At 68.3% G+C, this 25,438-nt stretch carries 27 protein-coding genes and 4 pseudogenes; 18 read left to right on the top strand and 13 right to left on the bottom strand.

The window, feature by feature from the left end; all coding sequences use genetic code 11:
- Positions 1 to 2: 2 nt before the first annotated feature.
- Together KPL57_RS13905 and KPL57_RS13900 are read left to right on the top strand one after the other, a co-directional pair.
- A pseudogene (locus KPL57_RS13905) lies at positions 3 to 812 on the top strand (IS256 family transposase); the annotation flags it as partial.
- 67 nt (positions 813 to 879) lie between these two features.
- Positions 880 to 1,125: pseudogene (locus KPL57_RS13900) on the top strand (transposase); the annotation flags it as partial.
- A 20-nt stretch (positions 1,126 to 1,145) separates the two neighbouring features.
- Here KPL57_RS13900 and KPL57_RS13895 read toward each other — a convergent pair.
- Together KPL57_RS13895 and KPL57_RS13890 are read right to left on the bottom strand one after the other, a co-directional pair.
- On the bottom strand, positions 1,146 to 1,715 hold the full coding sequence (locus KPL57_RS13895) for an ISAs1 family transposase (protein WP_226351926.1): 570 nt from the start codon (positions 1,713 to 1,715) through the stop codon (positions 1,146 to 1,148).
- Between the two features lie 5 nt (positions 1,716 to 1,720).
- The gene (locus tag KPL57_RS13890) at positions 1,721 to 2,944 is read right to left on the bottom strand and encodes an ISAs1 family transposase (RefSeq protein ID WP_226350739.1); all 1,224 of its coding nucleotides are present in this window, start codon (positions 2,942 to 2,944) and stop codon (positions 1,721 to 1,723) included.
- Positions 2,945 to 3,064: 120 nt separating this feature from the next.
- Here KPL57_RS13890 and KPL57_RS13885 point away from each other — a divergent pair, with 120 nt between their 5' ends.
- The 6 genes from KPL57_RS13885 to KPL57_RS13860 all read left to right on the top strand — a co-directional run bounded on the left by KPL57_RS13885 (position 3,065) and on the right by KPL57_RS13860 (position 6,608).
- Positions 3,065 to 3,862 carry a transposase family protein gene (locus KPL57_RS13885; protein WP_226351139.1) on the top strand — a complete coding sequence of 266 codons (798 nt, stop codon included), beginning with the start codon at positions 3,065 to 3,067 and terminating at the stop codon, positions 3,860 to 3,862.
- Between the two features lie 288 nt (positions 3,863 to 4,150).
- On the top strand, positions 4,151 to 4,483 hold the full coding sequence (locus KPL57_RS13880; protein WP_226351925.1) for an Lsr2 family protein: 333 nt from the start codon (positions 4,151 to 4,153) through the stop codon (positions 4,481 to 4,483).
- Between the two features lie 31 nt (positions 4,484 to 4,514).
- Positions 4,515 to 4,652, top strand: a complete 138-nt coding sequence (locus KPL57_RS13875) for a hypothetical protein (RefSeq protein WP_226351924.1) — start codon at positions 4,515 to 4,517, stop codon at positions 4,650 to 4,652.
- Positions 4,653 to 4,658: 6 nt separating this feature from the next.
- Positions 4,659 to 5,201 (top strand): hypothetical protein, encoded by a 543-nt coding sequence (locus KPL57_RS13870; RefSeq protein WP_226351923.1) that lies wholly within the window; start codon positions 4,659 to 4,661, stop codon positions 5,199 to 5,201.
- 70 nt (positions 5,202 to 5,271) lie between these two features.
- Complete coding sequence (locus KPL57_RS13865) at positions 5,272 to 5,904, top strand: hypothetical protein (protein ID WP_226351922.1); 633 nt, start codon at positions 5,272 to 5,274, stop codon at positions 5,902 to 5,904.
- A gap of 341 nt (positions 5,905 to 6,245) precedes the next feature.
- A complete protein-coding gene (locus tag KPL57_RS13860) occupies positions 6,246 to 6,608 on the top strand; it encodes a DUF4870 domain-containing protein (protein WP_226351975.1) in 363 nt (120 codons plus the stop codon).
- On the opposite strand, the gene KPL57_RS13855 is transcribed toward KPL57_RS13860, so the two are convergent.
- Complete coding sequence (locus KPL57_RS13855; RefSeq protein ID WP_308252874.1) at positions 6,578 to 7,459, bottom strand: TraM recognition domain-containing protein; 882 nt, start codon at positions 7,457 to 7,459, stop codon at positions 6,578 to 6,580. The two genes, KPL57_RS13860 and KPL57_RS13855, sit on opposite strands and share 31 nt — an antisense overlap.
- A gap of 1 nt (position 7,460) precedes the next feature.
- On the opposite strand from KPL57_RS13855, the gene KPL57_RS66445 reads away from it, so the two are divergent.
- On the top strand, positions 7,461 to 7,592 hold the full coding sequence (locus KPL57_RS66445; protein WP_264198083.1) for a hypothetical protein: 132 nt from the start codon (positions 7,461 to 7,463) through the stop codon (positions 7,590 to 7,592).
- Positions 7,593 to 7,617: 25 nt separating this feature from the next.
- Positions 7,618 to 7,752 (top strand): hypothetical protein, encoded by a 135-nt coding sequence (locus KPL57_RS66440; protein ID WP_264198082.1) that lies wholly within the window; start codon positions 7,618 to 7,620, stop codon positions 7,750 to 7,752.
- On the opposite strand, the gene KPL57_RS13850 is transcribed toward KPL57_RS66440, so the two are convergent.
- Positions 7,745 to 8,509: a transposase family protein gene (locus KPL57_RS13850; protein ID WP_226350834.1), complete on the bottom strand. Its 765-nt coding sequence runs from the start codon at positions 8,507 to 8,509 to the stop codon at positions 7,745 to 7,747. The genes KPL57_RS66440 and KPL57_RS13850 overlap by 8 nt on opposite strands.
- 346 nt (positions 8,510 to 8,855) lie before the next feature.
- On the opposite strand from KPL57_RS13850, the gene KPL57_RS72100 reads away from it, so the two are divergent.
- Entirely contained in the window at positions 8,856 to 9,308 is a 453-nt protein-coding gene (locus KPL57_RS72100) for a C40 family peptidase (RefSeq protein ID WP_374203710.1), read from the top strand.
- On the opposite strand, the gene KPL57_RS13840 is transcribed toward KPL57_RS72100, so the two are convergent.
- Together KPL57_RS13840 and KPL57_RS69695 are read right to left on the bottom strand one after the other, a co-directional pair.
- Complete coding sequence (locus KPL57_RS13840) at positions 9,277 to 9,720, bottom strand: recombinase family protein (protein ID WP_226351921.1); 444 nt, start codon at positions 9,718 to 9,720, stop codon at positions 9,277 to 9,279. The two genes, KPL57_RS72100 and KPL57_RS13840, sit on opposite strands and share 32 nt — an antisense overlap.
- A gap of 61 nt (positions 9,721 to 9,781) precedes the next feature.
- Entirely contained in the window at positions 9,782 to 10,294 is a 513-nt protein-coding gene (locus tag KPL57_RS69695; protein WP_226351920.1) for a recombinase family protein, read from the bottom strand.
- Positions 10,295 to 10,448: 154 nt separating this feature from the next.
- Between KPL57_RS69695 and KPL57_RS69690 the strand changes: the two genes are divergently transcribed.
- Positions 10,449 to 10,994 (top strand): hypothetical protein, encoded by a 546-nt coding sequence (locus KPL57_RS69690; protein ID WP_226351919.1) that lies wholly within the window; start codon positions 10,449 to 10,451, stop codon positions 10,992 to 10,994.
- Here the strand turns inward: KPL57_RS69690 and KPL57_RS13825 are convergent.
- Together KPL57_RS13825 and tnpA are read right to left on the bottom strand one after the other, a co-directional pair.
- The gene (locus KPL57_RS13825) at positions 10,939 to 12,147 is read right to left on the bottom strand and encodes a transposase (RefSeq protein WP_226351918.1); all 1,209 of its coding nucleotides are present in this window, start codon (positions 12,145 to 12,147) and stop codon (positions 10,939 to 10,941) included. The genes KPL57_RS69690 and KPL57_RS13825 overlap by 56 nt on opposite strands.
- A 13-nt stretch (positions 12,148 to 12,160) precedes the next feature.
- Positions 12,161 to 12,559: an IS200/IS605 family transposase gene (gene tnpA, locus KPL57_RS13820; protein ID WP_226351917.1), complete on the bottom strand. Its 399-nt coding sequence runs from the start codon at positions 12,557 to 12,559 to the stop codon at positions 12,161 to 12,163.
- Between the two features lie 74 nt (positions 12,560 to 12,633).
- Between tnpA and KPL57_RS13815 the strand changes: the two genes are divergently transcribed.
- The 4 genes and pseudogenes from KPL57_RS13815 (at position 12,634) to KPL57_RS13800 (ending at position 17,544) form a co-directional block, all read left to right on the top strand.
- Positions 12,634 to 12,894, top strand: coding sequence for an HNH endonuclease family protein (locus KPL57_RS13815; protein WP_226351916.1), 261 nt, complete (start codon positions 12,634 to 12,636; stop codon positions 12,892 to 12,894).
- A 210-nt stretch (positions 12,895 to 13,104) separates the two neighbouring features.
- Complete coding sequence (locus KPL57_RS13810) at positions 13,105 to 14,850, top strand: hypothetical protein (protein ID WP_226351915.1); 1,746 nt, start codon at positions 13,105 to 13,107, stop codon at positions 14,848 to 14,850.
- A gap of 272 nt (positions 14,851 to 15,122) precedes the next feature.
- Positions 15,123 to 16,463 (top strand): annotated as a pseudogene (gene dnaB, locus KPL57_RS13805) (replicative DNA helicase); the annotation flags it as partial.
- Positions 16,464 to 16,671: 208 nt separating this feature from the next.
- On the top strand, positions 16,672 to 17,544 hold the full coding sequence (locus KPL57_RS13800) for a hypothetical protein (RefSeq protein ID WP_226351914.1): 873 nt from the start codon (positions 16,672 to 16,674) through the stop codon (positions 17,542 to 17,544).
- Positions 17,545 to 17,562: 18 nt separating this feature from the next.
- Here the strand turns inward: KPL57_RS13800 and KPL57_RS13795 are convergent, their stop codons facing one another.
- The 5 genes and pseudogenes from KPL57_RS13795 to KPL57_RS13775 all read right to left on the bottom strand — a co-directional run bounded on the left by KPL57_RS13795 (position 17,563) and on the right by KPL57_RS13775 (position 21,611).
- Positions 17,563 to 19,929 (bottom strand): UvrD-helicase domain-containing protein, encoded by a 2,367-nt coding sequence (locus tag KPL57_RS13795; RefSeq protein WP_226351973.1) that lies wholly within the window; start codon positions 19,927 to 19,929, stop codon positions 17,563 to 17,565.
- 36 nt (positions 19,930 to 19,965) lie between these two features.
- Positions 19,966 to 20,127: pseudogene (locus KPL57_RS72095) on the bottom strand (DUF5710 domain-containing protein); the annotation flags it as partial.
- A gap of 99 nt (positions 20,128 to 20,226) precedes the next feature.
- Positions 20,227 to 20,679 carry a hypothetical protein gene (locus KPL57_RS13785; RefSeq protein WP_226351913.1) on the bottom strand — a complete coding sequence of 151 codons (453 nt, stop codon included), beginning with the start codon at positions 20,677 to 20,679 and terminating at the stop codon, positions 20,227 to 20,229.
- Positions 20,676 to 21,212, bottom strand: a complete 537-nt coding sequence (locus KPL57_RS13780) for a hypothetical protein (RefSeq protein WP_226351912.1) — start codon at positions 21,210 to 21,212, stop codon at positions 20,676 to 20,678. Before KPL57_RS13780 ends, KPL57_RS13785 begins: the two co-directional genes overlap by 4 nt.
- Positions 21,213 to 21,275: 63 nt before the next feature.
- Positions 21,276 to 21,611, bottom strand: coding sequence for a hypothetical protein (locus tag KPL57_RS13775; protein WP_226351911.1), 336 nt, complete (start codon positions 21,609 to 21,611; stop codon positions 21,276 to 21,278).
- Between the two features lie 258 nt (positions 21,612 to 21,869).
- Here KPL57_RS13775 and mobF point away from each other — a divergent pair, with 258 nt between their 5' ends.
- Together mobF and KPL57_RS13765 are read left to right on the top strand one after the other, a co-directional pair.
- The gene (mobF, locus tag KPL57_RS13770) at positions 21,870 to 25,226 is read left to right on the top strand and encodes a MobF family relaxase (protein ID WP_226351910.1); all 3,357 of its coding nucleotides are present in this window, start codon (positions 21,870 to 21,872) and stop codon (positions 25,224 to 25,226) included.
- Positions 25,227 to 25,290: 64 nt separating this feature from the next.
- Positions 25,291 to 25,431 (top strand): hypothetical protein, encoded by a 141-nt coding sequence (locus KPL57_RS13765; protein ID WP_226351909.1) that lies wholly within the window; start codon positions 25,291 to 25,293, stop codon positions 25,429 to 25,431.
- Positions 25,432 to 25,438: the final 7 nt, after the last annotated feature.

The raw sequence follows: 25,438 nt of genomic DNA, 5'->3' as shown, positions 1-25,438 counted from the left end.
CAGCGTTGAACGAGGAGATGACCGAACACCTCGGACACGCGAAGAACCAGGCGGGCCCGGAGCGGGAGACGACGAACGTTCGGAACGGGTCACGAACGAAGACGGTGACCTCCGATGCGGTCGGCGAGATCGAGATCGAGGTTCCCCGGGATCGGGAGTCCACGTTCACCCCGCAGATCGTGAAGAAACGACAGCGCCGCTTGACGAACGTGGACGAGATCGTGCTCTCCTTGTATGCGAAAGGGATGACCACGGGGGAGATCTCCGCACACTTCGCCGACATCTACGGGGCGTCGGTGTCCCGGGAGACCGTCTCGCGGATCACCGACACGGTCCTCACTGAGATGAACGACTGGACCGGCCGGCCGTTGGATGCGGTGTATGCGGCGGTGTTCATCGACGCCATTCACGTGAAGGTTCGAGACGGGCAGGTCGCGAACCGACCGGTCTACGCCGCGATCGGGGTCGGCCTGGACGGGGGCAAGGACGTCCTCGGTCTGTGGATGGGCGCTGGTGGTGAGGGCGCCAAGTTCTGGATGAGCGTGTTGATCGATCTGAAGAACCGCGGAGTCCGTGACGTGTTCTTCCTCGTCTGCGACGGCCTCACAGGACTCCCCGAGGTCGTGTCCAACGTGTGGCCACACACCATCGTGCAGACTTGTGTCGTCCACCTGATCCGGAACACGTTCCGGCTCGTATCCCGGACTGACTGGGACACGGTGAAACGTGACATCACAGCGATCTACACCGCCCCGAACGCGGACACCGCCGCCGCCGCGCTGGACGCCCTCGAGGAGAGATGGGGCCGTAAGAGGTCGTTTCAGAACGAGGTCGGTGTGTCTGTTGTGGACGTCGGTCGAGCTGGGGCAAGCTCTCGGCGTGGTAGTTGCTGATCTTGTTCCGGACTCGTTGTGGGTGCGGGTGGAGCCGTTGCTGCCGGTCCGGCCGCCGCGGCGGTTCCGGTTCCCGGGTCGGCGGCCGGTGGAAGACCGGGTCGCGTTGGTCGGGATCGTGTACGTGCTCAAGACCGGGATCGCGTGGCGGGATCTCCCGACTGCGGCGTTCGGGGTGTCGGGGGTGACGTGCTGGCGTAGGTTGCGGGACTGGACCGAGGCCGGGGTGTGGCCAGGGCCCCGGCAAAGTCGCTAGATGATCTTGTAGGTGGTCAGTGGTCGATGGGGGTCGCGGGCGTGGTGGCGGAGTGCTGCGGCGATGTTGCTGACGCCGTGCAGGCGTAGCGCGGTGATCGCGAGGTTCCGCAACGCCGACATGACCTGCGGGGCGTGACCGGTGTGGGCGGTGGCGCGGTCTTCGTCGAAGCAGACATCACGGACCCAGTGCAGGCGATTCTCGATCGACCAGTGCCCACGGATCCAGCGGGCGAGCAGTCCTGGATCGGCGTCGGTGCTGGTCAGGCTGGTGATCGCGTAGGCGGTCTCGGTTCTCCACTTCCCGCCAGGCCGCAGTGGGCGACGCCGGCGCACCAGCTTGATCGCCTGGGATGCGTGGGGGAAGAACTCTGCGCCCAGGTCGGGACAGGGGTGCAGGCTGACCACGCTGATCGTGCGGGTCTCGACGCGGCCGTGCCCACGCCCGCGTTGACGATCAGCGACGCCGATCTGGGTCCAGGGCAGCGCCCGTACCCGTGCCAGCAGCGTGGGCTGGTTCGCTTTGATCGTCATCAGGTAGTGCCCGCCGCGGCAGGGCCCCGGCAAAGTCGCTAGATGATCTTGTAGGTGGTCAGTGGTCGATGGGGGTCGCGGGCGTGGTGGCGGAGTGCTGCGGCGATGTTGCTGACGCCGTGCAGGCGTAGCGCGGTGATCGCGAGGTTCCGCAACGCCGACATGACCTGCGGGGCGTGACCGGTGTGGGCGGTGGCGCGGTCTTCGTCGAAGCAGACATCACGGACCCAGTGCAGGCGATTCTCGATCGACCAGTGCCCACGGATCCAGCGGGCGAGCAGTCCTGGATCGGCGTCGGTGCTGGTCAGGCTGGTGATCGCGTAGGCGGTCTCGGTTCTCCACTTCCCGCCAGGCCGCAGTGGGCGACGCCGGCGCACCAGCTTGATCGCCTGGGATGCGTGGGGGAAGAACTCTGCGCCCAGGTCGGGACAGGGGTGCAGGCTGACCACGCTGATCGTGCGGGTCTCGACGCGGCCGTGCCCACGCCCGCGTTGACGATCAGCGACGCCGATCTGGGTCCAGGGCAGCGCCCGTACCCGTGCCAGCAGCGTGGGCTGGTTCGCTTTGATCGTCATCAGGTAGTGCCCGCCGCGGCGGTGTAGGTAGTCGGCGTGGGCTCGCTGGGTGTGCAGAGCGTCCGCGGTGACCAGTACATCGTCGAGGTCGAGGGGGTCGAGCAGCGCGGTGAACGCGGTGATCTCGCTGCCCTTCTCTGCGACCTGAACCTGGCCGAGCACGCCACCGCTGGTCTGGTCGAGCACCGACACCAGATGCGGGAGCCAGACCCTGCCGTCGGCGGCACGGACGCGGGCGCCGCGCAGGGTCTTGCCGTCCAAGGCCAGCACGCGGCGCTGTTCTCGCCGGGGTGTGCCCTCCGGGGCCGGCTGGGCGCTGAGCTGGGGCAACACCCAGGACTGCAACGCCGCCTCCAGCGCCGAGGCGTCGACCCGTTGCAGGACCCGGCGGATGGTCGACTCGTGCGGAGCGACCGCGCCCACCCCGAGCACGTCCAGCACGGCGCGGCCGACGTCATGGGCGTACTCGGCGATCGCGGTGAACGACCGGGCCCCCGCCAACACCGCGCACGCCCCCAGTAGCAACACCGCGAGGACACCGTGGCGGACACCGCGTGGTTTCCGCGGGTCCGGCACTCGCGACAGGGCCTCCACCAGCGACAACCCCGCCGCCTCACCGACCGGCGCGGCTCTCCCCGCGTCAGGACCGACCTCCAGGCCTTCCAGAGCAGCAACGATCGGAGACACTGAGCCTTTCCCAACCTGTTTGTGCTGGTCAGGGGTGTGAGGTGCGTGGCTTGTCGTGAGATGGGTGGGGCTCCTGGTAGACGGATAGCTGTCGCGCCACCGCCTACCGAGGAGCCCCGCGTGTTGTCCTACCCATCCGGGATGTCGATGTCCACTCGCACGGTTCGTGTCCTGGCCGGGCTGCTGCGCGGACATCGTCGCCGGATCGGGACCCGGTGGCGGCTCCTGACCCCGGCCCGCCAGGCCCTGCTCGTGCTCGCGCACCTACGTAAGGGCGAGACCTACACCGACCTGGCCAGCGGATTCAGAGTCGGGAAGTCCACGGTGTCCCGGTATGTCGCCGAGGCGATCGGGCTGCTCGCTGCGCTCGCGCCGACCCTGGAGCAGGCCATCACGGTCGCGGCCGGGAAGGCGTTCGTGATCCTGGACGGGACGCTGCTGCGTATCGACCGGGTCGGCATGGGCTCGGGCTATGACCGGGCGTTCTATAGCGGGAAGCACAAGTGTCACGGGCTGAATGTGCAGGTCATCGCCGACCCCGCGGGTCGGCTGGTGTGGATCTCCCCGCCGCTACCGGGGGCACGGCACGACATGGGCGCTGCCCGGATCCACGGGATCATCGACGCGGTCAACACCACCGGGGTGCGGGCGGTCGCTGACACCGCCTACCAGGGCGGCGGTCCCGCGATCACCGTCCCGCACCGACGCCGACGCCGCGATCTCGACACCGGCCGGTACCGGCCCCTGTCAGCGAATCAGAAGGCCGTCAACGCCGCTCACGCCCGACGGCGGGCACCGGGTGAGCGGGTCAACGCCGAGCTGAAGAACTGGAAGATCCTCCGCAAGATCCGCTCCAGCCCCTCCCAGGCTGCTCAGCTCGTCGCAGCGATCCAGACCCTCATGATCACCACCGCCTGACCAGCACAAACAGGTTGGGAAAGGCTCACTGACACTGCGGACACAGGCTTCCTGACGTGAGCAAGGATTCGACACCCTCATGATCACGCCAAGCCTGTGTCCGCACCCACCCCCACCCCCCACATCACCGCAGCTCAGGACCCACCCATCACGACTTTGCCGGGGCCCTGTTCAGGGGTGCGGTGTGATCGCGCTGTCCGGCTTCTTTCTGTAGTGTTTATCCGTGTTCGGGTCGCTCTGATTCCGGGGTGACTGCCGCGTTGTGTGTCTGGATGTGAGGTCAGGGTTATGGCTCAGGTGACTCGGGTGGAGCTGCTGGATGACCTGGAGGGGGGTCCGGCGGATGAGACGGTGCGGTTCGGGGTGGACGGCAAGTCGTATGTGATTGATCTGAAGTCGGAGAACGTGGAGTTGTTCCGGGCGGCGGTCGCGGATTTCGTGGCGGCGGCGCGGCGGGACACCACCGGTGGCGTGCGGGTAGCGCGACGTGCGGCGTCAACGGATGAGATGAAGGCCCGGAACCAGGCCATCCGGGAGTGGGCCCGGGAGAACGGGTACGCGGTCGCGGATCGGGGCCGGATCTCAGTGGAGATCACGCACGCCTACGAGCAGAACCACTGAGATTCGAGTTGGTGTGGTGAAGGAGCGCTCGATGTCTGTGCTGGCGGGTACCGGCGGCGACGATGCGGTCCTGGACATCCTTGATGGTGTCGAGGACGGGGTTGATGGTGATGATCGGCGTGTCGGTTTCGGTGATGATGAGTACGACTTTTTCGTCGTGGGTGGATGAGGCGGGGTGACCGAGCAGATGACGGCGTTCCCGGAATTCGCAGCGGCGGCTGGGGCGTCAGCAGCAGGTCCGGGGTCGGGTGCGGTGCGGTCGATCCAGGGTGAACAAGCCGACCGGGCGCCGGGGGCCCGGCCGCGGGCCTCGGATGATGATGTCGACGCCTACGTCGACGGTGTGTCGGATGAGGTCCTGGCCTGTCGGGAACGGGGCCGGCACCTGTTCCCCACGATCCGGCAGGCCGGTATCCACTTCACCGGCGTCGATGAGACCGGGCTGTTGCTGCGCAGGTTGCGGTGTGGGTGTTGCCGGTTGGCGGTGAAGGTGGAGAAGTGGGAAGGCGCCCAGGTGGGGGGCCGGACCCGGTTCCGCCGGGTCGCCTCGACGCTGGACTATCGGGTCGGCGCTGACGGGGAGCAGTATTTGGCGCCGTCCGGGTCGGGGTTCATGACACCCCGTCAGGTCGGGGACGCGATCGCGTCGAAGGCGCTGTCCGGGGCGACGCTCGCGGCCCTGCAACGCGCCGCCGCCGAAGCCTCGGACGAGGAATGACAACCCACACGACCCACACGGCCGGGCGGGTCGGGTCGGTCGGATACCGGCGTGTGGTGGGTGTGCGGTAGTGGGTGTTCGCACGGTCCGGTTCTGCGACATCACCGGTGTCGAGTCCGATGATGTTGTTCACCACGAGCTGCAGATCGACCAGATGCGGATAGAGATCGACCTTCTCGACACCGAGTACGAACGACTCCTGGACGTGTTACGGCCCTTTATCGACGCCGGCCGGGTCGAAGCCTCTATCCCTACCGCCCCTACCGTTCCTGCTGTGTCCGCTTCTGTGTCCATTGCTTCTGCCCCTGTTCCCGCGGTTGGGGTCGGGGTTGATTCTTCTGCTCGGGGTCTTGGCGGGTCGGGGGAATCCGTGGTTGGTGACACGGCGCCGGAGGGTGAGTCTCGGGAGCTGCTGGCTGATGTGGCGGTGGTGATGGCGGGCCGCCGGCGGGTGTTGTCCCGGGAAGTGGTCTTGTCGTTACAGCAGTTAGCCCCGGGGGTGTACGGGGCGTGGTCGCAGTCTCGGCTTTCCCGGGAGTTACCGGCGAGCGCTAAACCGTATGGTGATTTCGGCGGCATGTATGTTTCACTACAGAAAGTAATCGCTGCGCGTAACGCGGCCCGCCGGACCGCTAAAAAGAAACCTACTAAGAAGGAAATAACGGGTGTGGGTGTGTCGTCTGCAGGTGGGGGATTGTTCTGATTCGTCGCTGAGGCCCGTTGAGTTTCTGCCGTTGACGACTTTTCCTGAGATAGCGGGGTGGATCGATGACGGGCGGCGGGAGCGACCCGAGCTACATGTATTCGACTGGGTGGTCCGGCAGTAGTGCGGATCATGATCCGGTTGTCGCGGCGCGCGCGGCAGGCGTGGTGGTGTCGTTCGCCCGGGACGGTGATGATGCGCGGTTGTTGTTGGAGATGCTGGATCTTGTCGAGGGCGCATCCCGTTTGATGGACTCTTTTCGGAGTGGAGAAGAGTAGCCGCTGCGCGGCTTGTTCCGAGGATTATTCAGTGTCTGTGTGAGAAGGAGGAGCGTTGTGGACATGAACGAGGTGTCTGAGGACAGTCGCACCGTGGCGATCATCGCTCATCTCTCGGCGCCGTTCGCCACGCTGGTCAGCGCCGGGTCGCTGAGCTTGTTGGGTCCGTTGCTGATCTGGCTGGTCAAAAAGGACGACCCGTTCGTGCGGAGGGCGTCCGCGGCGGCGTTCAACTTCAACCTGCTGATCTGGATATTTTTCCTCATCGGCTGGCTGCTGGTCTTCACGATCGTCGGGATTATCGTCGCGATCCCGTTGATGGTGGGCCTGTTCGCGGTGTCCCTGTGGTGCCACATCAAGGGCGCGATACGGGCGTCGAACAACCAGGCCTATGACTACCCGTTCGGGCTGCGGGTGCTGTCCTGACCGTTCCCGGGCGCGAGGTAGCCGGCGGTGGTGATCGGGATCGTGTCGGAGGCGACGACGGTGACGTCGCGGTGGAGTTGGTCGCCGTCGGGGCGCTGGTAGGCGTCGAGGGTGCTGGCGCGGATGACCGGCAGGTGCCGGTAGAGCAGCAGCACCTCACCGCGGGGCAGGGTGCGGATCGCCGCGGGTGGGTAGACGGGGCGGTGTTCGGTGGTGCGGGTCCCGCCGTGGCCGGTGGGGAGGAGCCCGCCGGTGTGGTGGGTGTGTCGGTGTTCGATGCGGTCACCGATGACGGTGGATAGCCAGGTCAGGGTGTCGTGGTCTTTGATGCCGCCCCAGACGGCGACCACGGTGGAGTTGTCGAGCAGGTCGCGGGCGTGGTTGCCGTAGACGGTCTCGAGCTGGGCGCGGGACTGGGCGGCCCAGTGGATGACCACGCCGCGGCCGGCGGAGTCGGCGAGCATCGTCGGTAGCCCCGGCACGGGTGTCGCGGCGGGCAGTTCGTCGAGGACGACGGTCGCGGGCGGATCCAGCCGCCGTGTCGGTTGGGTCAGGGCGAGGGTGCGGGCGGTGGTGATCCATTCGTCGACGATGGTGGTGAGGATCGGGACTGCGGCGACGTCGTTCTCTTCGGCGATCAGATACAGCGCCCCGCCTGCGGTGATGAAGGATTCGATGTCGTAGGAGGTGTTGGGGTCGATGCCGCACAAGGTTTGGATGCGTGGGTCGGAGAACGGTTCCAGGGCGCGGCGTACCGACATCCAGACCGCGTCGGCGGTTTCGGCGACCATCCCGAGTTCGGCGGCCAGGGCGGCGCCGAGCTGCTGGAACCGGTCGTGGCTGGTGAGGATCGTGACTGCTTCACGTGCGGTGGTGCGGTCGGTGGCCCAGCGCGCGAGCAGTCCCAGCCCGCCGACACCGTCGCTGCTGCCGCTGGTTCCGGAGCTGCTGCTGGTGGGGGCGTGGGCGGCGGCGAGGAAGTAGGCGCCGACGACGCCGCTCCGGACTCATGCTCGCGAGCTGGGCCGCAGCCGGTGTCGCCCTGCCCGCCGGAACAGTCAGCCAGAAACACGCCGGGACACCGGTCCGCATCGCCGACATCGCGCCCGGCGACCTGGAGGCTTATTCAGGCTCCGTCAGGTAAGTGCGTAGAAGATGAGTCCGATGACTGCCGAGATCGTCGTTTTAAATGTGGCGTAGGGTCGGCGGTAGTCTGTGTGGAGAACTTTCCACGACTTGATATGGGCGATGACTCGCTCGATGGTGGCGCGTGTGCGGTTGAGGCTCTTGTTGAATGTTTTCTGCCAGTCGAGAAGTTCCCGGCCGGGTTGTTTTTTGAACGGGGTGAGCATGCCGCGCCCGATGTAGCCTTTATCGCCGATCGGTGGGTATGTGGCGAGGTGGTCGAGGGCGCCGGATTGGTCGAGGCAATGTAGGTCGTGTCGGGAGCCTGGGGTCGGGTCGGAGATCCACGACAGCTGCCCTTCCAGGGTGGCTGCGACCTGGACGACGACGCCGGTGGTGCGATGCTTGCCCGACCACAGACCTGGTACGGCGGTCCATGACCAGCAGGGCAGCAGGGTTCCGTCGATGATGTACTGCCGATCGGCACGAAGCTCCTCCGCAGTCGGAACTACACTCCGCAGCGCCTGCGCCAGCAACGGTGTCACCCCCGCGATCGCTCGACTGACCGTCGACTGCGACACCCCGTAGGTTTCCGCCAACTCCCACTGCACACGATTCCCGCGCAGATACGCCAACGTGATCACCACCGACCAGAACAATCCCAGAATCGGCGGCCAAGGCCGTCGCAGGCCAGTCGCGTTCCGCTGATCCTGCTCATGCACCAGAGCGGCAAGATCCTGAATCTCATCACGCCGAAAGCCAGTGGTATAGTACATACTGCGACAGCCCATTCATCTCGGATTGATTCGACAAACCAATCTTCGCGATGGACGGGCTGTCGCCCAACCCGACACGCCGGGCTAGATCGTTATTTCACGGGCCCTGAATAAGCCTCCTGGTGTTCATCCCCGGCTCACTCGGCACGAGTGAGAATCCTCGGCACAACGGCATGTATGTCGGCCACGGCCTGATCGTCAACGCCTACGACACCACCCGAGGCGTCGTCCTACAACCACTCACCGAATGGGAAAGTGACATCACTCACATCCGCCGCGTCCACACGCCAGCACCCGCGCCGACGGGCACACCGGCGCCTGCGGCTACTGCGGCAGGCGCGACACCATGAGCACCATCGCACTCGCCGCCACGCTGGGCCTCACCACAGGTGAGGGCGCCGCCGCGACCACGCTGATGAGCACGACGGCCACGGCCGTCACGGCGACCCCACCCGACGCCGACACCGCCCAGCTCGCTTCCACGGTCTATGCCTGTCCCGACTCCGGCGGCGCCGGACTCCGCACGGGCGGTGCGGGCGTCGTCGATGCGACGACGCTCCCACCGGGCTTCACCGCGCCCACCGATCCCGTAGCGCGGGCCGCCGTGACCTACGCGCTGGCCCAGCTCGGGAAACCGTACGTGTGGGGCGGGACCGGCCCGGACGGCTTCGACTGCTCCGGACTCATGCTCGCGAGCTGGGCCGCAGCCGGTGTCGCCCTGCCCGGGGCGCCGGTAAGGGAGTTGTCACCAGCCGCAAACGAGTCGATCATTGCTGGTCAGCGGGTTTATTTTCGGTGAGGTTGCGGTAGAGGGTGGCGCGGCTGACGCCGAACGCGGCTGCGATCTGGTCGGCGGTCTGGCCGGTGTCGAGGGCGGCCTGGGCCGCGGCGAGCTGGTTGGGGTCGAGTTTGCGGGGTCGGCCGGGCAGTTTGCCCGTGGCTGCGGTGGCCTCGCGGGCGTGGGCGGCGCGTTCGCGCATGAACACTCGTTCCATGTGTGCGAACAGCGCCAGTAGCGCGACGGCGAGTTCGGCCATCGGCGAGTCGTCGGTGGTGTCGATCGGGATCGGGTCCTTCAGGGTCTTGATCCCGATGCCCTGCTCGCGCAGCTCGTGCACGACGTTGAGGCATTCGCGCAGATTGCGGCCGAGTCGGTCGAGGTTCAGGGCCCCGGCAAAGTCGCTAGATGATCTTGTGGTGGGCCGTGACACGCGGCACCGTTGCGGCGCCGCGCGGCGCTATAGCTGGTCACAGACAGGTGCAGTGCGGCAATCAGAAGGCCGCGGGGGACGGTTCCCACCGTCTATCACGACTTTGCCGGGGCCCTGGGTCGAGGTTGGTCGCGATGATCGTGTCGCCGGAGCGGGCGTAGCGGCGCAGCTCGGTGAAGCCGGGCCGGTCGATGGTGGCGCCGGTCTTCTTGTCGGTGTAGATCCGCTCGTCGGGTATGCCGTGGTGGCCCAGGGCGTCGAGCTGTCGTTCGAGGTCCTGGTGTGTGGTCGAGACGCGGGCGTAGCCCAGTTCGGCGACGACGACAGCACCGCCGGTGGAGCCGCCGTCGTCGTCGCGGCCGGTCAGGGTGCCCGGCGGGCGCCCTGGGGGAGCCGCCCCAGCGGCGCCAGCTCCACCTGCGGCGCCAGCGGCGCCGGCGGCGCCGGCGGCGAGTCTGCGGCGGCGGTGGTGTTGTCCCCGGTCCAGGCCGAAGTCCTGGCCCTGATCCAGGCGGGCACGGCTACGACTGGGAAACTCGTCGATGCGGCGACCGCATCGAAGGCCGCCGTGCACGATGCCCTGGACGCGTTGATCGGGGCCGGCCGGATCACCCGGGTCGCGCGGGGCCGCTACCAGGCCGTGGAGGACCGGTCGTGACGGCGCCGGTAGCCGGACATTCCGGCCATCCGGTGTCGAACGTGACGGGCGGTAGGGAAGGATCGCGGTGGTGACCCGGGTCTGGACGGTGTTGTTCGCGGTGCTCGCCGCGGCGGTGTTCGTGTTGGTCGAGATCTGGGCCTTCCGCGAAGAGACCGCGGTCGCCGACGCCGGAACGTCGACGACGACCTCCACGACAGTGTCGTCGGTGCCGCCGTCGGTGCCGGAGGTGGTGACCGCGTCCGGCCTGGTCGACCTGTCGGCGATCCGCATCGCTGCGGATCGGCGCGGCCGTGACTACCGCCGGGAGGCGTTCGGGCCCGGGTGGGCACCCGCGGTCGGGCCCGGATGCGATGTCCGCGACGCGGTGTTGGCCCGCGCCCTGGTCGACACGACCGTGACCCGTGGCTGCGCCGTGACCGCCGGAACGCTGCACGACCCCTACACCGGCCAGACGGTCACCGGCCCGAGCAGACAGATCGACATCGACCACGTCATCCCCCTCGCCCTGGCGCATCGCACCGGTGCGCATGCCTGGACCGTTGACGTCCTCCCCACGGCTAAAGCCGGGGGATTCCAACCAGCGCTAACGCTGGCTGAGGTTCCTGTTTCTTAGACAATGTGTCTCCACAGGCTGCGACCGCCCGCCCGGCGGCCAACACGTTGATCGCCGCGTTGACGTCTGCGTTCACTTCGTGCCCACAGGTGACGCATCGGAACCTCGCTTGGCTTTCGCGCGATCCCGGGTTCACCTCCGAGCAGCGAGAGCAGCGTTGCGACGTGTACGCGGCAGATACCTTCACCACCACCGTCCCCGTATAACGGGCAGCGTTGCGAAGGGCGAGTTCAAGCTTGTGCCATCCCTTAGCCAGGATAGCGCGATTCAGTCCAGATTTCTGTGCGACCTGCCTGCCTGGCTCCTCCACGGTTCCAGCAGCCGAGCGGGTCATATTTTGGATACGTAGTTCTTCCAGTGCGACTAGCGCGTTCCGGCCAGTAAGATCGGCTGCAACTTGCGAGCAGAAATCCTGACGCCGATTCGTCTCGCGACGCCGAAGTCGGTTCATCTTCGCCAGGGTCTTCTTCCGGTTGTTGCTGCCCCGTTTCTGGCGGGCAAGTTTCCGCTGAAGGTACTTGTATCGCGCGTCTTCACCTGCGGTTACTACATTCCGGTCGATGAGCAGTCCGTCACTGGTCGCGACCGCTGCGACAACACCGCGATCTACGCCGACTCCAGCATCGGGCATGACATGCCGCTCCGGGGTCTGCTGCCCGTCGTCAACGAGGAACGACACGAACCAGTCCGCGCCGTCACGGGACACCGTTGCTGAACGGACCGGCCCTCCGAGGCTGCGGGACATACGGAACTGCACCCACCCCAGCTTCGGGAGTTTCGCTCGACCCCACCGCTTGTTCAGCCGCTCGACAACGATGCTCTTACCAGCGGGGAACCTGAACGACGGCCGCCACCGGTGTTTACTCCGCCAGCGCACGTTAAACGTGCCGCGGCCCTTGCAGGCCCGGTCCAAATCCTTCAACGTCTGCTGCAGAATGTGTGATGGAGCAGCTTTCAACCACTCGTGCTCCTTCTTAGCGTCAACCAGTTCACCAGCCTGCGGCTCGTAATTCATCCACGCGCCCCGCCGACGGTACTGGCGCCGCTGATCCAGAGCGGTGTTCCACACCGCCCGGCAAATATCGCCGAACTCTCGACACTGATCCGCCTGAGCAACGGTGAGTTTCAGCTTGTACTTACGACCAGCAAGCATCTACCCCTCCTCACTAGACGTTCTTCTGGTTTTCGACGTACTTGCGGATAACTTCCAGCGGTGCACCGCCAACTGTGGCGACAAAGTAGGCGTTCGTCCATAATGTCGGCAGCCGCGACCGCAACCACGGAAACTCATCCCGCAGCACGCGAGACGAGCGCCCCTTGACTGCCTTCACCAGCCTGTGAACACCGTACTGCGGATCGACCTCGACAAGGAGGTGCACATGGTCTGGCATCGTCTCCAGCTCAACCAGCCACGCACCTTTCTCTGCGACGACCTCACAAATGATCTCCTTGAGGCGCTGCTCCATTCGCCCGCCGATGATCCGCCGCCGATACTTGGGACACCACACGACATGGAAGGCGCACTGAAACACGACATTCGCGTTCGACCGCCGTGTAACACCCACACCCAACACTATACAGATGGGAGTCAGCTAAGACTAGCAGGGTTACCGCTGAGCACGTGAGCATGAAACTTGATGTGCTAACCCCACGGATAAATCCGGGGGTCTGCGCGCTACGCATTTACGACCAGCAGCGGGATGCGTTCGCGAACGATCCGGACAACCTGCGCGCCACCACCGCACAGGTCAACAGGTCGAAGTCCGACCACGGCCCGGAGCACTGGATGCCGCAGGTCGACGCGTGTGCCTACGCCCACGACTTCGTCCGGGTCGCCACCCGTTACCAGCTCACGGTCACCGCGGCGCGGGCGGCGGCGCTGCAGCGGGCCTGCACGTGATCGCCGTCGACCGTGTCTGCCGATGGTGTCGGTGACCGCCTCGACTACGGTCTGTCCCCACAGACGACAAACGGCCCCCCCCTGACCAGGAAAAGGGCCGCAAGTCGTTCCACGTCTACAGCCGTGAAGGCTGAGCAAGGGAGAAGTGTAATCATGCACCGCCACCCCCGCCACCCCCGCCACCCCGGCCACCCCGGCCACGAGCCGTCTATGCCTGTTGACCTGCCGGTTCCCTCCGGTGGGCTGCCGACCGATGCTTCGTTCGGGGTGTCGGTGGGGGAGAGCCCGACGGTGGGTGCGGTCCCGTTCTGGGTGACGGCGTGCCTGTTGTTTGATCCGCCGCCGGTGGCTGCGGCGAACAGCGTGAGTACGGCGGTGGCGGTGTTGATGGCGGCGGCGGTGCGGGTGCATGGCGATCTGATGGTGAAGCTGTCGCCGACCCGGCTCGCGCTGTTGTGTGGCTATGAGCGCCCGGAGAAGGCTAAGTGGATCACTGACTATCTGCAGCGGATCGGTTTCCTTCAGGTGATGGACGGCGGGGTCAACGCGGCGACGGGTCGTCGTCAGGCCCGTCGGGACGGCGCTGGGCGGGCGATCGAGAACGAGTTCGTGGTGTTCCCGTCGGCGCCCGAGCACTACCGGGGTCCGCGGTCGCTGGCGGAGTTGGATCGCTGGATCAGCGCCGACATCGACGCCGCCGAACAGGCCCCCGGCCGGGGTGGTCGGCGGTCGGGTAGGCCGCGCTCGGTCTCGATCCGACGTCGCACCCTGTTCGCTGTTCCCGCTGGTCAGGGCCACACCCCCGCCAGGGGGGATGGGGCGGTCGGCCTTCCCCCCGCGAGGGGGGAAGGGAGCATTTCTGCTGGTCAGGCCCATCCCCCCCGTGGGGGGGATGGGTGCTCTCCCTTCCCCCCCGCTCGGGGGGGTGGGGGTGTTTGTGCTGGTCAAGCCCTTCCCCCCGCCAGGGGGGTACTTCAGATCGAGAGATCTTCGATCTCTCTCGAAGAGAGAGAGATCGAAGAGATCGAGCCCGTGCCGGGCGGGTCGGCTCCGCCGCCCGCCACGGGCCCCGCAGCTGCTGCGGGCGCCGGGGTCGGTCTGGGCGGTGTGGGGGTCGCGGTGGTCGAGCGTCCCGCCGCGCTGCTCGCGACAGCGGTCGAGGACCCGGCGGTGCGGGTCCCGGTCGAGCAGGTGCGGGGGTTGGTGCGGCGGCTGCCGTGGGCGGCGTGGGCGGCGCTGCGGCGCCCAGGGTGGCGGCCGAGTACCGCTGATGCCGATCAGGTCCAGGCAGCGATCACCGAGGCCATCACCGGCCACGGGATCACCCTGGACCAGGCCACCGAGATCGGGCAGGCCGCGCTGTCCGAGGCCAAGGGCCCCCAGCCGGTGACCTACCTGGTCAACGCCTTCACCCGCCACCTGTCCCGGCGGCTGCGGGCCCTGGACGTCGAGCCCCTCGACGACACCCCTCTGCCCCTGCTCACCCCCACCGAGGGCTCAGAGCCGTTCTCCCGGCCGCAGAAGCGTTCCCCGGGCCAGGCCAAGGCGGTCGCTGCGGCAGCGGCTCAGCAAGCCGTGCAGGGCGCGCGGGCGGCCCTTCGAGACCGCGGCGCGGGCTGCGCGGCCTGCGACGACAACGGGATCGCTCACGACCCGGTCTACATCGACGGCCACCCCCGGTCCGTACGCTGCACCCACGACACCAGCGCTGACACCGCTGCTGACACCGCTGCTGGCACCGCCGTCGAGCGGTCCGACGACCCTGACCACAGTGCCGCCCGGGCTGCGGGTGACGGGGCGGCGTCGCTCCGGCCGGGTCCCGCGACTTCGGCGGGTCGGGCGTCCGCGATGGCGATGATCCGCGCTCACCTCGGTACCGGCCGGGGCCGTGAATCCCGTGGATCCCGCCGCCCGGGTGCTGGGCCGGCGGACCGGTCGGGGACGGTGGAGCAGTGAATCCGACGGAACCGGTGTCGCATCGGCCCCTGGCTGCCGGCGCCACCTCGCCCAGCGCCGCTATCGGTGACCGTGCTGGTGGCACGCCGCCGCCTGATGAGGTGCCGTTGCCGCCTGAACCGGTCGCCGACGAGTACGCCCCCCCGGATCCGGCGGCTGCAGCGGACACGGTCCAAGCGGACACGGTCGGCGGGCCGGTTCGCCCTCTCCGGGCGGCCTCGGCGGGCGGTGCACGCTCGAGCGCTCGGACACCGAGGCCGGGCCCGGCCTCGGTGTCCGCGGTATCCGAGGCGTTCGACCGTCAGCCGCCGCAGGACCTCACCGCGGAGCAGTCGGTGCTCGGCGGGATGTTGCTGAGCAAGGACGCGATCGCCGACGTGATCGAGGTGCTGCGCCCGACCGACTTCTACCGGCCGGCCCACCAGACCGTGTATGAGACGATCCTGGACCTCTACAGCCGTGGTGAGCCCGCGGACGCGGTGACCGTCTCGGCGGAGCTGCAGCGGCGCGGTGAGCTGGTCCGCCTCGGCGGCGCCCCGTATCTGCACACCCTCATCGCCACCGTGCCCACCGCGGCGAACGCGGCGTACTACGCCGAGATCGTCGGCGAGAAGGCGGTCCTGCGACGGCTGGTCGAGGCCGGCACCCGGATCGTGCAGCTCGGCTACCACGGCGCCGACGGCGGCGACGTCGACGACGCGGTGGACCGGGCCCAGGCCGCGGTCTACGAGGTCACCGAGCGCACCACCACCGAGGACTACACGGTGCTGGAGGAGCTCCTCCAGCCCACCATGGACGAGATCGACGCGATCGCCTCCCGGGACGGCCAGTCCACGGGTGTGCCGACCGGCTTCGCCGACCTCGACCAGGTCACCAACGGTCTGCACCCGGGCCAGATGATCGTCGTCGCCGCGAGGCCGGGTCTGGGCAAGTCGACCCTGGGTCTGGACTTCGCCCGCTCCTGCTCCATCGGCAACGGTATGACCAGCGCGTTCTTCTCACTCGAGATGAGCAAGTCCGAGATCGTCATGCGTCTGCTGTCGGCGGAGGCCCGGATCCGGCTGGCCGACATGCGCGCCGGCCGGATGTCGGACGAGGACTGGACGCGGATGGCGCGGCGGATGTCGGAGATCTCCGAGGCTCCGCTCTACATCGACGACTCGCCGAACCTGACGCTCATGGAGATCCGGGCCAAGGCGCGCCGGCTCAAGCAGCGCTACGACCTGAAGCTGATCATCCTGGACTACCTGCAGCTGATGACCTCCGGCCGCAAGGTCGAGTCCCGCCAGCAGGAGGTCTCGGAGTTCTCCCGGCAGATCAAACTCCTCGCGAAAGAGCTGGACGTCCCGGTGGTGGCGATGAGCCAGCTCAACCGTGGCCCCGAGCAGCGCACCGACAAGCGGCCGATGCTGTCGGACCTGCGTGAGTCCGGCTCGATCGAGCAGGACGCGGACATGGTGGTGCTGCTGCACCGCCCCGACGCGTTCGAACAGGACGACCCGCGCGCCGGTGAGGCCGACCTGATCCTGGCCAAGCACCGTAACGGCCCGACCACGACGATCACCGTCGCCCACCAACTCCACTACAGCCGCTTCTGGTCACTGGGCGCCGAAGACCCCCTCCACCACGGCCCACCGGCAGCCTCGATCCGCCCGGCCGGCCCCCGCACCCTCCGCTCCCTCTAAACTGCTGCCAGCCCATTGCTGCAGATCACAAAACAGATCATGAAGTTGTGTTCACAGCATCGCGTTCGAACCCTCTGTCAAATTGTCTGCCAAGTTGTCTGACCAAGTTATCTACAGTGATAGTGAGTGACCACTAATGAGTAGGCGTGAGGATGCGCTGCAGATCGCGCATGAACACGGTGAGGTGCTGAGCTGGATTGCTGAGATGTCGGCGATGCCGCAATCGTTGGTGTGGAACATGTGCGGCCCGCTGACCGGTACGGAAATGGGGGCGCTGCTGATCCGGTGGCGCAACGCCGGCCTGGTGAAATACACGAAAATCGGGTCTGTGCGGTGGGTGTGGTGCACCGCGTTCGGGAACCGGATCGTCGGCCGCGCCCCCTACGGTGACGACGCACCACCCACCGAGGACACGTGGCGACATGTACGGTCGGTCTGCCTGGTCCGCGCCGCGGTCGAATCGATGGGCGGGGAATGGCTGTCCGGGCGTTATCTACGCTGGGAATCCGAGAACCGCGCCGCCGCCTACACCGCCGCCCGCACCGTCACCACTCACCCTCCTGCCGCGCCCTCTTCGCATTCGGATTCCGCAGCCTCGGCTTCTGATAGTGCAGTTTCTGGTGGTGTGGCTTCTGGTAGCGCGGATTCCGTCGTGACGAGACCGGTCTCTGCGGCCCGCCGCCGGCACTATCCCGACGGCATCGCCTGGCTGGGGTCACGGGCCGCGGGAGCGACACACCCGTGGCTGGTCCGCGTCGACGGGGGGACGAGTTCGGAATCCGATGCCGGGTTGACCTCGCTGGTCACCACCGGTGGCACTCTCGGTGCCGGCACCACATTCTCGGTGCTGTATGCCGCCAGCCCCGCCGCGTTCACGGCCGCCGAGGAAACGATCGCCGCCCGGCCGGATAAAAACCTGTTCCGGCTCCAACGACTGGAAGAACTGGAACACGAAGGGCTGAAGTGGTTCCGCAGCCACTCGACGACTCCTGGACGTTCCCCTGCCTAGCATCGCCGCCTGACAGGGTCACCAGCGGGAGGCGAGGCCGGTCACGACGCGGGCCCAGCGCCGCGCCGCGGCGGGCACGTCGGGGTCGGTGCTGTGGCGGGTGGCGGTGCAGGCGCGGTGGCTGGCGAGGATCTCCCCGATGCGTTGCGGGTCACGATCGTTCTGCAACTCCTGGACGGAGCCACGGTCTCGGTGGTCTCGGCCGTGGGTCTGGTGCCGGTGCACGGCGCCGCTGACGCCCCCGTCGCTGGTGTCCCTGTCGGCGGGTTCGGTGCGGGTGCGGGGGTGGCCGGGTGGGTGGTGGATCCAGTCGAGGCTGCCGGGGTCGAGGTGGTGCTGGGCGCGGGTGACGGCGACGTAGGCGAGGCGGGCGTAGTCGGGGTCGATCTCGACGATCTTCTCCCCGGCAGCGGTCGGGTCGGGTTGGGGTGGGGGTGCGGGGAAGTCGTCGGCGATCCGCACGACCGGCCATTCACGGCCCTTGGCTTTGTGCGCGGTGGAGACCACGACCTCGGCATTCTGCTCGGAGGAGAGTTCGTCGAGGGTGGCGAGGACGGCGGGGACCCCGCGGCGGTCGATGATGTCGACCAGGGGTTTCAAATCCTGTCCGGCGGGGTCGTGGTCGGCGTAGTCCCGGACACGATCCCAGCTGGTGAACAGCTGCAGCTCGTGGTGCTGGGTCGGGCGTCCGGCTTGCAGGTCGCGTGCGGCCAGGGCGAGGGCGCGTAGCGGTCCGCCGCCGCCGCAGAGCGCGACCCGCCGCCCGGCGGCGAGCAGGGTCATGATCTCGCCCATCGCGCCGCCGTTGGTGCGACACAGCACCGCATCCGACACACCGCCGGGCTCGTCGAGGGGGCCGACGGTGCTGGCGAGGTCGGGGTTCCCGGTCAGGCGCAGGGTCTGTCCGGTGTAGGGGAGCCAGTGGTTGGCTTCGTCGGCGATCGCGTCACCGAAGCGGAATGAGCGGGACAGGGTCAGCCCGACACCGTCGAAGGCGGTCATGACGTCCCGGGCGCCGCGCCAGCCGTAGATGGCCTGGGCGGAGTCGCCGACCATCACCAGCTGCGCGTGGTCACGCTGGTCGCAGAAGATCTTCTCCAGGGCGGGGTTGGTGTCCTGGGCCTCGTCGAGGAGCAGGAACTCGCAGTCCAGACTCGGTTCGGTCAGCGCCCACATCTTGAAGTAGTGGTCGTGACCGAACGGGAACCCGCCGGTGCTGCCGGGGTCGCCGGGGTGTTGGAGGTCGTTCCAGATCCGGCGGGCGTAGTCCACGACGATCCCGGCGAAGATCCGGTGGGACTTCCGGTCGGGCATCCCGGGCAGGTGGGGGACGTGTCGGCGGGTGATGGTGTCGTCGGCGGAGTGGCAGAAGTTCAGGACGGTCTTCTGCGCGGCGGCGCACTGCCCGGTCGGGGTCACCCGCCGCTCACCGAACAGCAACGGGGTGTCGATCCCGAGGCGGGGAGCGAGTTCGGTGCTGGGGATCCGGGGCGCGGCCAGACGGGCCTGATAGCGGTGGCCGATCGCGGCGTAGGCGAGAGAATGGGAGGTCACCGCCTGCACCGACGGCGGGAACGCGCGGGCGGCCTCGGTGGCGATGGACTTGTTGAACGCCAGATACAGCCCCCGCGCGCGGGTGGTCGCGGCGAGGGCGCGCAGGGTGGAGGTCTTCCCCGCCCCGGCACCGGCCTGAATGGTCAGGTCGTAGCCGGCGGTGAACGCCTCGACCGCGGCCTGCTGCTCACCGGTCAACCTCTTCTTCCCCGCCGACCGGGCCAGTCGCGGTGCCGCGCCGCGTTGCTGAGGCACCGATGGTGAGCTGGCCGTGGCCGGTGCGGTGGTGTCGTGTCTGAGGGTCTTGTCGGCGATCTGTGCCCGCTGTTGCGGTGGCGGGGGTTGCCTGACGGTGATCCCGGCGTCGGTGAGGATCCCCAGGTCCAGCTCCCAGGTCCGGGTCGAACGCTGCTCCCAGACCCGGGCAGCGTCGGCGATGTGGGCGAGGGCCTGCTCACGAGTCCAGGTGTTCACCGTGCACAGATGAGCCAGGGCCTCTTCGTTGCGGCCCTGGACGGTCGCGTAGCCGAAGTGGGTCACCAGGTGACAGTCCGAACACAGACACACCAACCGCCGCAACGTCTGCACCCCGGACACCTCGTCGTAGGTCCAGCGTTCGTGGACCTCGAGATAACGGCCGATGTCGGGTCGGCGGTCCTCGCCGCGACCGCAGACCTCGCAGCGATACCCGGTCCGGCGCAGCACCGGACGGCGCAGCCGTTCCCAGTCGCCCGGCGCGACACACGAACGGACGTTGGTGAACCAGCACGTTTGGGGGACCAGATCCACGAACAGGCCGTCCCCGACCGTGCGGTCCTCCCCCGGCAACACCTCAGGAACCTCGGGTCGCGCAGCCCAGCGCTGAAGAGCAGCTGTCGGCGGGGCCGGGTCGAACCACCGCCGCGCCTGGGCATCCCAGCGCGCCCCGGCGGCTTTCGCCTCGTCCTTCTCAACGAACGGCACATCCAACCAGCACCGCCGCGCACCGGGCCGCTGTTCGTTGTGCCGCGGCTCATCCTGTCGGGTCACGACCACCTCTCCGCCGATCCCGGGCACTGCTGAACGTGTCGACGATCCGTCACCAGGATCGCATAAATCGGGCACTCCCGGATCCTGTTCCGGCGCCGCTCAGGGGAACAGGCCGTCACGGATCCGGACCTCGGTGCGGTTCGCCCAGGACACGCTCATCGCATCCCCACCGACCGTGGCGAGTAGCTGGGCGGCCTGTTCGGGCCCGAACTGGTCGGGCAGTGCGGCGACCGCGGCGCGGAGCCCGGAGCGTAGTGCCGCGATCCCGGCCTGCAGGCCCGGGTTGACATCGGCGGCGATGACCTCGACCCGCACGACGAGGACATCCCCACCCGGATCGGTCGGGGCGAGCGCCCGGCCGGTGCCGCGGTCGTGGGCGGGTCCGGCGTAGCTGTCGGCGATCTGCCCACGCCGATGGAGCCGCCCGAGATGGGCGTCGACGACCCGGGAGACCGCCGCGAGGTTCTTGCCGGGCAACGGGAACTTCTGGGAGACCGCGACGAGTAGATCCCGGGGCCCCATCCGCTGGGAGACCGCGCGCATGTCACTCACGCCGTTGATCCCGCCGTCGGCGGCGTGCCGGGCTCGCCGTCGGCGGCGACCTCGGTGCCGTCCTCGGTGCCGCCGTTGTTGTCGCCGCCGCTGTTGTCGATGGGGCGGGTGTCACGGTCCCGGTCGCGGCGTAGCAGCGGCCGCACGTGTGGGATCGGGAGCGCGAACAAAACGGCGACCTCGCGGGTGCTGCGATGCCCGCCGGAACGTTTGTGAACCGCGGCCAGAGCGCGGGCCTGCTCGTCACGGACGCCGTCGAGCTTCTCCTCGGCGGCGGTGAGGATGAGCTGTCGGCGACGGTCGAGCGCAGCCAGCGCCGCGTCGCGCTTTTCCTCGATGCGGTCGCCGCGGCGGCGGGCCTGAGCGTAGTGGGTGAACGCCTCGTCCTCACGTCGTCGTTCGTCGGCGTCCTCGTCAAGCCGTGCCCGGTTCACCGCGAACGCGTCGAACTCGGCGCGTAATCGTGGCGGTCGCCGACCTTGTTTCGCGGCGCGTTTCCCCGGCCCGCCCGGGTACGGATTGTGTGTACTCACCAGGTCCAGGGTAGTCACGCCGCCGGGCCTGCGTCCCGAGATCAGGCGAGCATCACGACGTGATCAATCGGACCGCTCGACCAGGCCGGGATGGTCGTCATCGGTGACGGTGTCGAGGTCGAACAAGGTGGCCTGGAACGGCGCCGCTCGCCGCGCTGTCACACGCCCGAGGGTCAGGGCGCATTTACGGCAGTTCGCGGGATCGTCGGTGGCCATCAAATCGTCGGTCGCGGCGAGCCCGGCCCATCCTTGGTTACACGCCGCAACGGGGAGGGTGAGGTCACCGAGCCACGCCTTCCACGCCACGTCGTGAACGACCGAGGAGCGGCCGACGCGCAGACGGCGGCCGGTGAATCGACGGGCTTGGGTGTCGGCGAAGGCGACCGGGTCGATCTCCACCCGTGCCTCCGTCCTCGGATCTGTCGGTCGGGCCACCCGAGGATGCCACGCCCGGCCGCGGCCGGGCCCGTGTTGCGTCCGGCTCGTCCTCGCCTGCGGCTCGGTCTTGCCGCCGGTGCTGTGGCCGTTGATCCGGGTCGTCGTGTCGGTCTCTGGCCGCTGCGCGCCCGTCGCCCGCCTCTCCGCCGCCAGATCAAGAGCCGACCAGACCCATGCATCATCTGATGATCTTTGGCCCGGCAGGGTAGGGTGTGGGTTGTGTTGCGGGTGACGGCGATCGGCGCGGGTGCGGTGGAGTACCTCGTGCGCGGGTCGGGTTGCGCCGCGCATCAGTCTGTTCGGTCGGGCCGGGAGGGCGTGGACGCTCCCGGTTACTACGAGAAGGCGGTAGCTGCGGGGGAGCCGGCCGGGTACTGGTTCGGGTCTGGCATGGCGGGGCTTGGGTTGTCGTTTGTCTCGGGTGAGGTCGCCGTTGCGGATGATGTTCGGGCGGTGTTCGGGCAGCTTCGTCGGCCGGAGTCGTCGGTGAAGGCGCCGATGTTCATCGGGTCTCGGCCGCGGAATTATCTGTCGGCGGCCGAGCGTGTTGAGCGTGCGCTGGCGCGGGAGAAGGGCTCGCCGACCGCGGAGCGGGTGGAGGAGATTCGGCGTGCGGCGGAGTCGGATGGGCGCCGGGCGGTGGCGTATTACGACTGGACGTTTTCGGCGCCGAAGTCGGTGAGTGTGTATTACGCGGCGTTGTTGGCGGCGGGTGCTGTTGAGGATGCGGAGAGGGTCCGTGGCGCGCACGCGACGGCGGTGGAAGAGGCGGTGTCGTTTGCGGATGCGCGGGTGGCGGTGACGCGGACGGGGCGTCATTCGGGTCCGCGGTCGGCGGCGGGTATGGGGACTTTTGAGCAGGGGGCGGGGACGACGTGGTCGGTGTGGCATCACTCGACGAGTCGTGCTGATGAGCCGCAGTTGCACACGCATGCGGCGTTGTTGAACCGCACGATGATTCCCGGGGGGAAGGTCGGCGCTTTGGATGGGGCGTCGTTTCTGGGGATTAAGCAGGCCGTGGATGCGGTGTATCAGCAGAGTCTGGAGCAGCTGGTCACCGCCGCGACCGGGGTCGGGTGGCGGGACCGGCCGGATGGTCTGGTGCGGGAGATCGCGGGTGTCGATCAGGTGTTGATGGATGCGGCGTCGACGCGGACGAAGCAGGTGGATGAGCGGATCGCGGCGTTGAAGGCAGCGCTGGTGGCGCGTACCGGTGGGGAGGTGTTGTCGCCGACGGTGTTGCATCGGATCGCGCGGACGGCGGTGCTGGATACGCGTGCTCCGAAGTCGGTGGATGCCGGTCCGGCGGCGTTGAATCGGTGGGTTCAGGGGCATGTCGGCGACCTGGCCGGGGCGTTGTCGGATGTCGCTGAGGCCGCTGTCGTGGGCATCGGGTCTGGTGAGCGGTTGACCCGGGATGTGCTGTTGGCGGGTGCGGTGGAGCGGGTGTCGGCGCGGTATGCGGTGTGGACGTTCGGGACGTTGGTGTGGGCGGTGAAGGCCGGGGTCGGGGATCGGTGGGCTGATCTCGGGCTCGAGGATGCGGGCGCGGCTGAGCGTGGTGCGGCGCTGGAGGCGTTGGCTCGGGAGGCGGTGGGTCGGGCGGATGTGGTGCAGGTGTCGATGACCGAGCCCGCGCCGGTCCCGGATGAGTTGCGGCGCGGGCAGGGCGCTCGGGTGAACGCTGACGGGTCGACCGTGGTCGGGGACGGCGGCTATGTGCTGCGGGGTGCGCACCGGGAGCGTTACACCTCCGCAGCGCACCTCGGGCGGGAAGAGGCCGTGGTCGCGCGGGTGTCCTCCGCGCTGGACGTCGGCCTGGCCGTCGAGAGGACTGCGGCGGTGCGGGCAGAACTCGACGGTCACGGCCTGTCTCCGGACCAGGTCCAGGCCGCCTTGAGGGTGCTGACCTCGCGGGTCGCGGGAGACGTGGTCGTCGGCCCGGCCGGTGCGGGGAAGTCCCGGACGATGTCGGCGCTGGCCGAGGTGTGGACCCGGGAGGTCGGGGGCCGGGTGATCGGGTTGACGACGTCGCAGATCGCGGCGAACAACCTCGCCGATACCCATATCGACGCGATCAACACCGCGGTGTTCGCGGGCCGGTTCACCCCGGGGGAGGACGGGCAGGTCCGTGACCGGTTGCAGGTCGGGGATCTGGTGATCGTGGACGAGGCGGGGATGACCTCCACGCATGATCTGCATCTGATCACCGAACTTGCCGCGGGGGCGGGGGCGAAGGTCGTGCTGACCGGGGACCCGGAGCAGCTCGGCGCGATCGGCGCGGGTGGCCTGTTCTCCCACCTGGTGGGGACGGCGTCGTCGGTGACCGAGCTACAGGTTGTGCACCGGTTCGCCCAGGAGTGGGAGAAGGCGGCGTCTCTGCAGGTCCGTGCCGGTGACACGGGGGCGGTCGTGGAGTATCTGTCCCGGGGGCGGTTGCATGCCGGGTCGGTGGAGGAGATGGAGGCGGGGTCGACGCGGGCGTGGCTGGCTGACACCGTCGCCGGACGGCAATCTCTGCTGGTCGTGGGGGGCAATGAGCAGGCGGCGCAGCTCTCCGGACGCTTACGGGAGCAGCTGATCCGGTTCGGCCGCGTCGATGCGACCCCGGTTGGGCGGGTGCACGGCCTCGAACCGGCAGGTCAGCCGGTGTCGGTGGGGGATCGGGTGCAGGCCCGGCTCAACGATCGGTCGTTGCGGGTGGATCTCCCGGCCGGTTCCCGCGGGAGGAAGTGTGGTGCGGTCACCAACCGGGAGACCTATGTGATCATCGGTGCCCGCCGTGATGAAAACAATGATCACTTTCTGTTGGGGGAGGATCAGCACGGAGTGGTCGCGCATTTCCCGGTCGACTACGCCGCCCAGCATGTGCGTCTGGCGTATGCGGGGACGGTGCATGCGGCGCAGTCGTTGACCGTCGACACGAGCCATTCGATCATCGGGGAGGGCATGGGTCGGGAGTCGGTGTATCCGGCGATCACCCGGGGCCGGATCGAGAATCATGTGTGGCTGGTTGCGGCTCGGGATGCGGATGAGCACTGTCCGCAGGCTCTGGCTGAGACGGCCCGGTCCAGGTTCTCGAACGCGATCGAGTTCAGCGGGGGGCAGGTCTCGGCGCTCGCCGCTCAGGCCGAGGGCCGCCAGCTCGGACGGTCGTTGGTGACCCTGGCTGGGGACTGGTTCGACCTGGCCCGCATCCAGCAGCGGTCGCGGGCCGATCAGCTCCTGGCTGGGGCGTTGGGGCCGGTCAACAGCGCGCGAGTCGAAGCCGAGGGCGGCCGCGGGTCACTGCTCACGGTCCTCGCCGAGGCGGAGTTGGGCGGGCATGACCCGGCGCGGCTCCTCCGTCAGATCGCGGGTGTTCGGGAGCTCGACAGTGCGGAGAACGTGTCGGATGTGCTGCGGTGGCGCATCGCCGGCGCGGTCGCGACCAGGGTGCCGGAGGACCCGGTCAGTGGGGCGGGGCGGTTCGAGACGTGGACTGTTGCTGGTGACGGTGTTCATGATCGGCAGCGCACCCCAGCTCGCTCCGTTGATCGTCGAGCGTGTCCGCGAGCTTGGGGAGCAGGCGGCTGAGGAGCAGGCCGGGTGGGCCGTCGGGCACCTCGGGGAGGTGCCTGCCCCGGGCACCGTCGAGCGTGTGGAGTGGGTGCGCCGCGCCGGGGTCGCGGCCGGGTACCGGGAGTACGCGGGAATCGCCGCCGGCGCGTCGAGTCTTGGGGCGGCCCCGGCGGCCGATGACGTCTACGCCCGGGCGTGGTGGAGCCGGGCGGTCGCCTGACTTTGGT

The sequence above is a fragment of the Pseudonocardia sp. ICBG601 genome (assembly GCF_020496245.1).
This window is presented reverse-complemented; position numbering and strand designations above follow the sequence as displayed.

What these genes read in the sequence shown, in the direction of transcription:
- KPL57_RS13880 (WP_226351925.1), top strand. Translation starts at nt 4,151, where the DNA reads ATGGCTCAGGTGACTCGGGTGGAGCTGCTGGATGACCTGGAGGGGGGT.
- KPL57_RS13875 (WP_226351924.1), top strand. Translation starts at nt 4,515, where the DNA reads ATGTCTGTGCTGGCGGGTACCGGCGGCGACGATGCGGTCCTGGACATC.
- KPL57_RS13860 (WP_226351975.1), top strand. Translation starts at nt 6,246, where the DNA reads ATGAACGAGGTGTCTGAGGACAGTCGCACCGTGGCGATCATCGCTCAT.
- KPL57_RS66440 (WP_264198082.1), top strand. Translation starts at nt 7,618, where the DNA reads ATGCTCGCGAGCTGGGCCGCAGCCGGTGTCGCCCTGCCCGCCGGAACA.
- KPL57_RS13850 (WP_226350834.1), bottom strand. Translation starts at nt 8,509, where the DNA reads ATGTACTATACCACTGGCTTTCGGCGTGATGAGATTCAGGATCTTGCC.
- KPL57_RS72100 (WP_374203710.1), top strand. Translation starts at nt 8,856, where the DNA reads ATGAGCACCATCGCACTCGCCGCCACGCTGGGCCTCACCACAGGTGAG.
- KPL57_RS13825 (WP_226351918.1), bottom strand. Translation starts at nt 12,147, where the DNA reads ATGCTTGCTGGTCGTAAGTACAAGCTGAAACTCACCGTTGCTCAGGCG.
- KPL57_RS13810 (WP_226351915.1), top strand. Translation starts at nt 13,105, where the DNA reads ATGCCTGTTGACCTGCCGGTTCCCTCCGGTGGGCTGCCGACCGATGCT.
- KPL57_RS13800 (WP_226351914.1), top strand. Translation starts at nt 16,672, where the DNA reads ATGAGTAGGCGTGAGGATGCGCTGCAGATCGCGCATGAACACGGTGAG.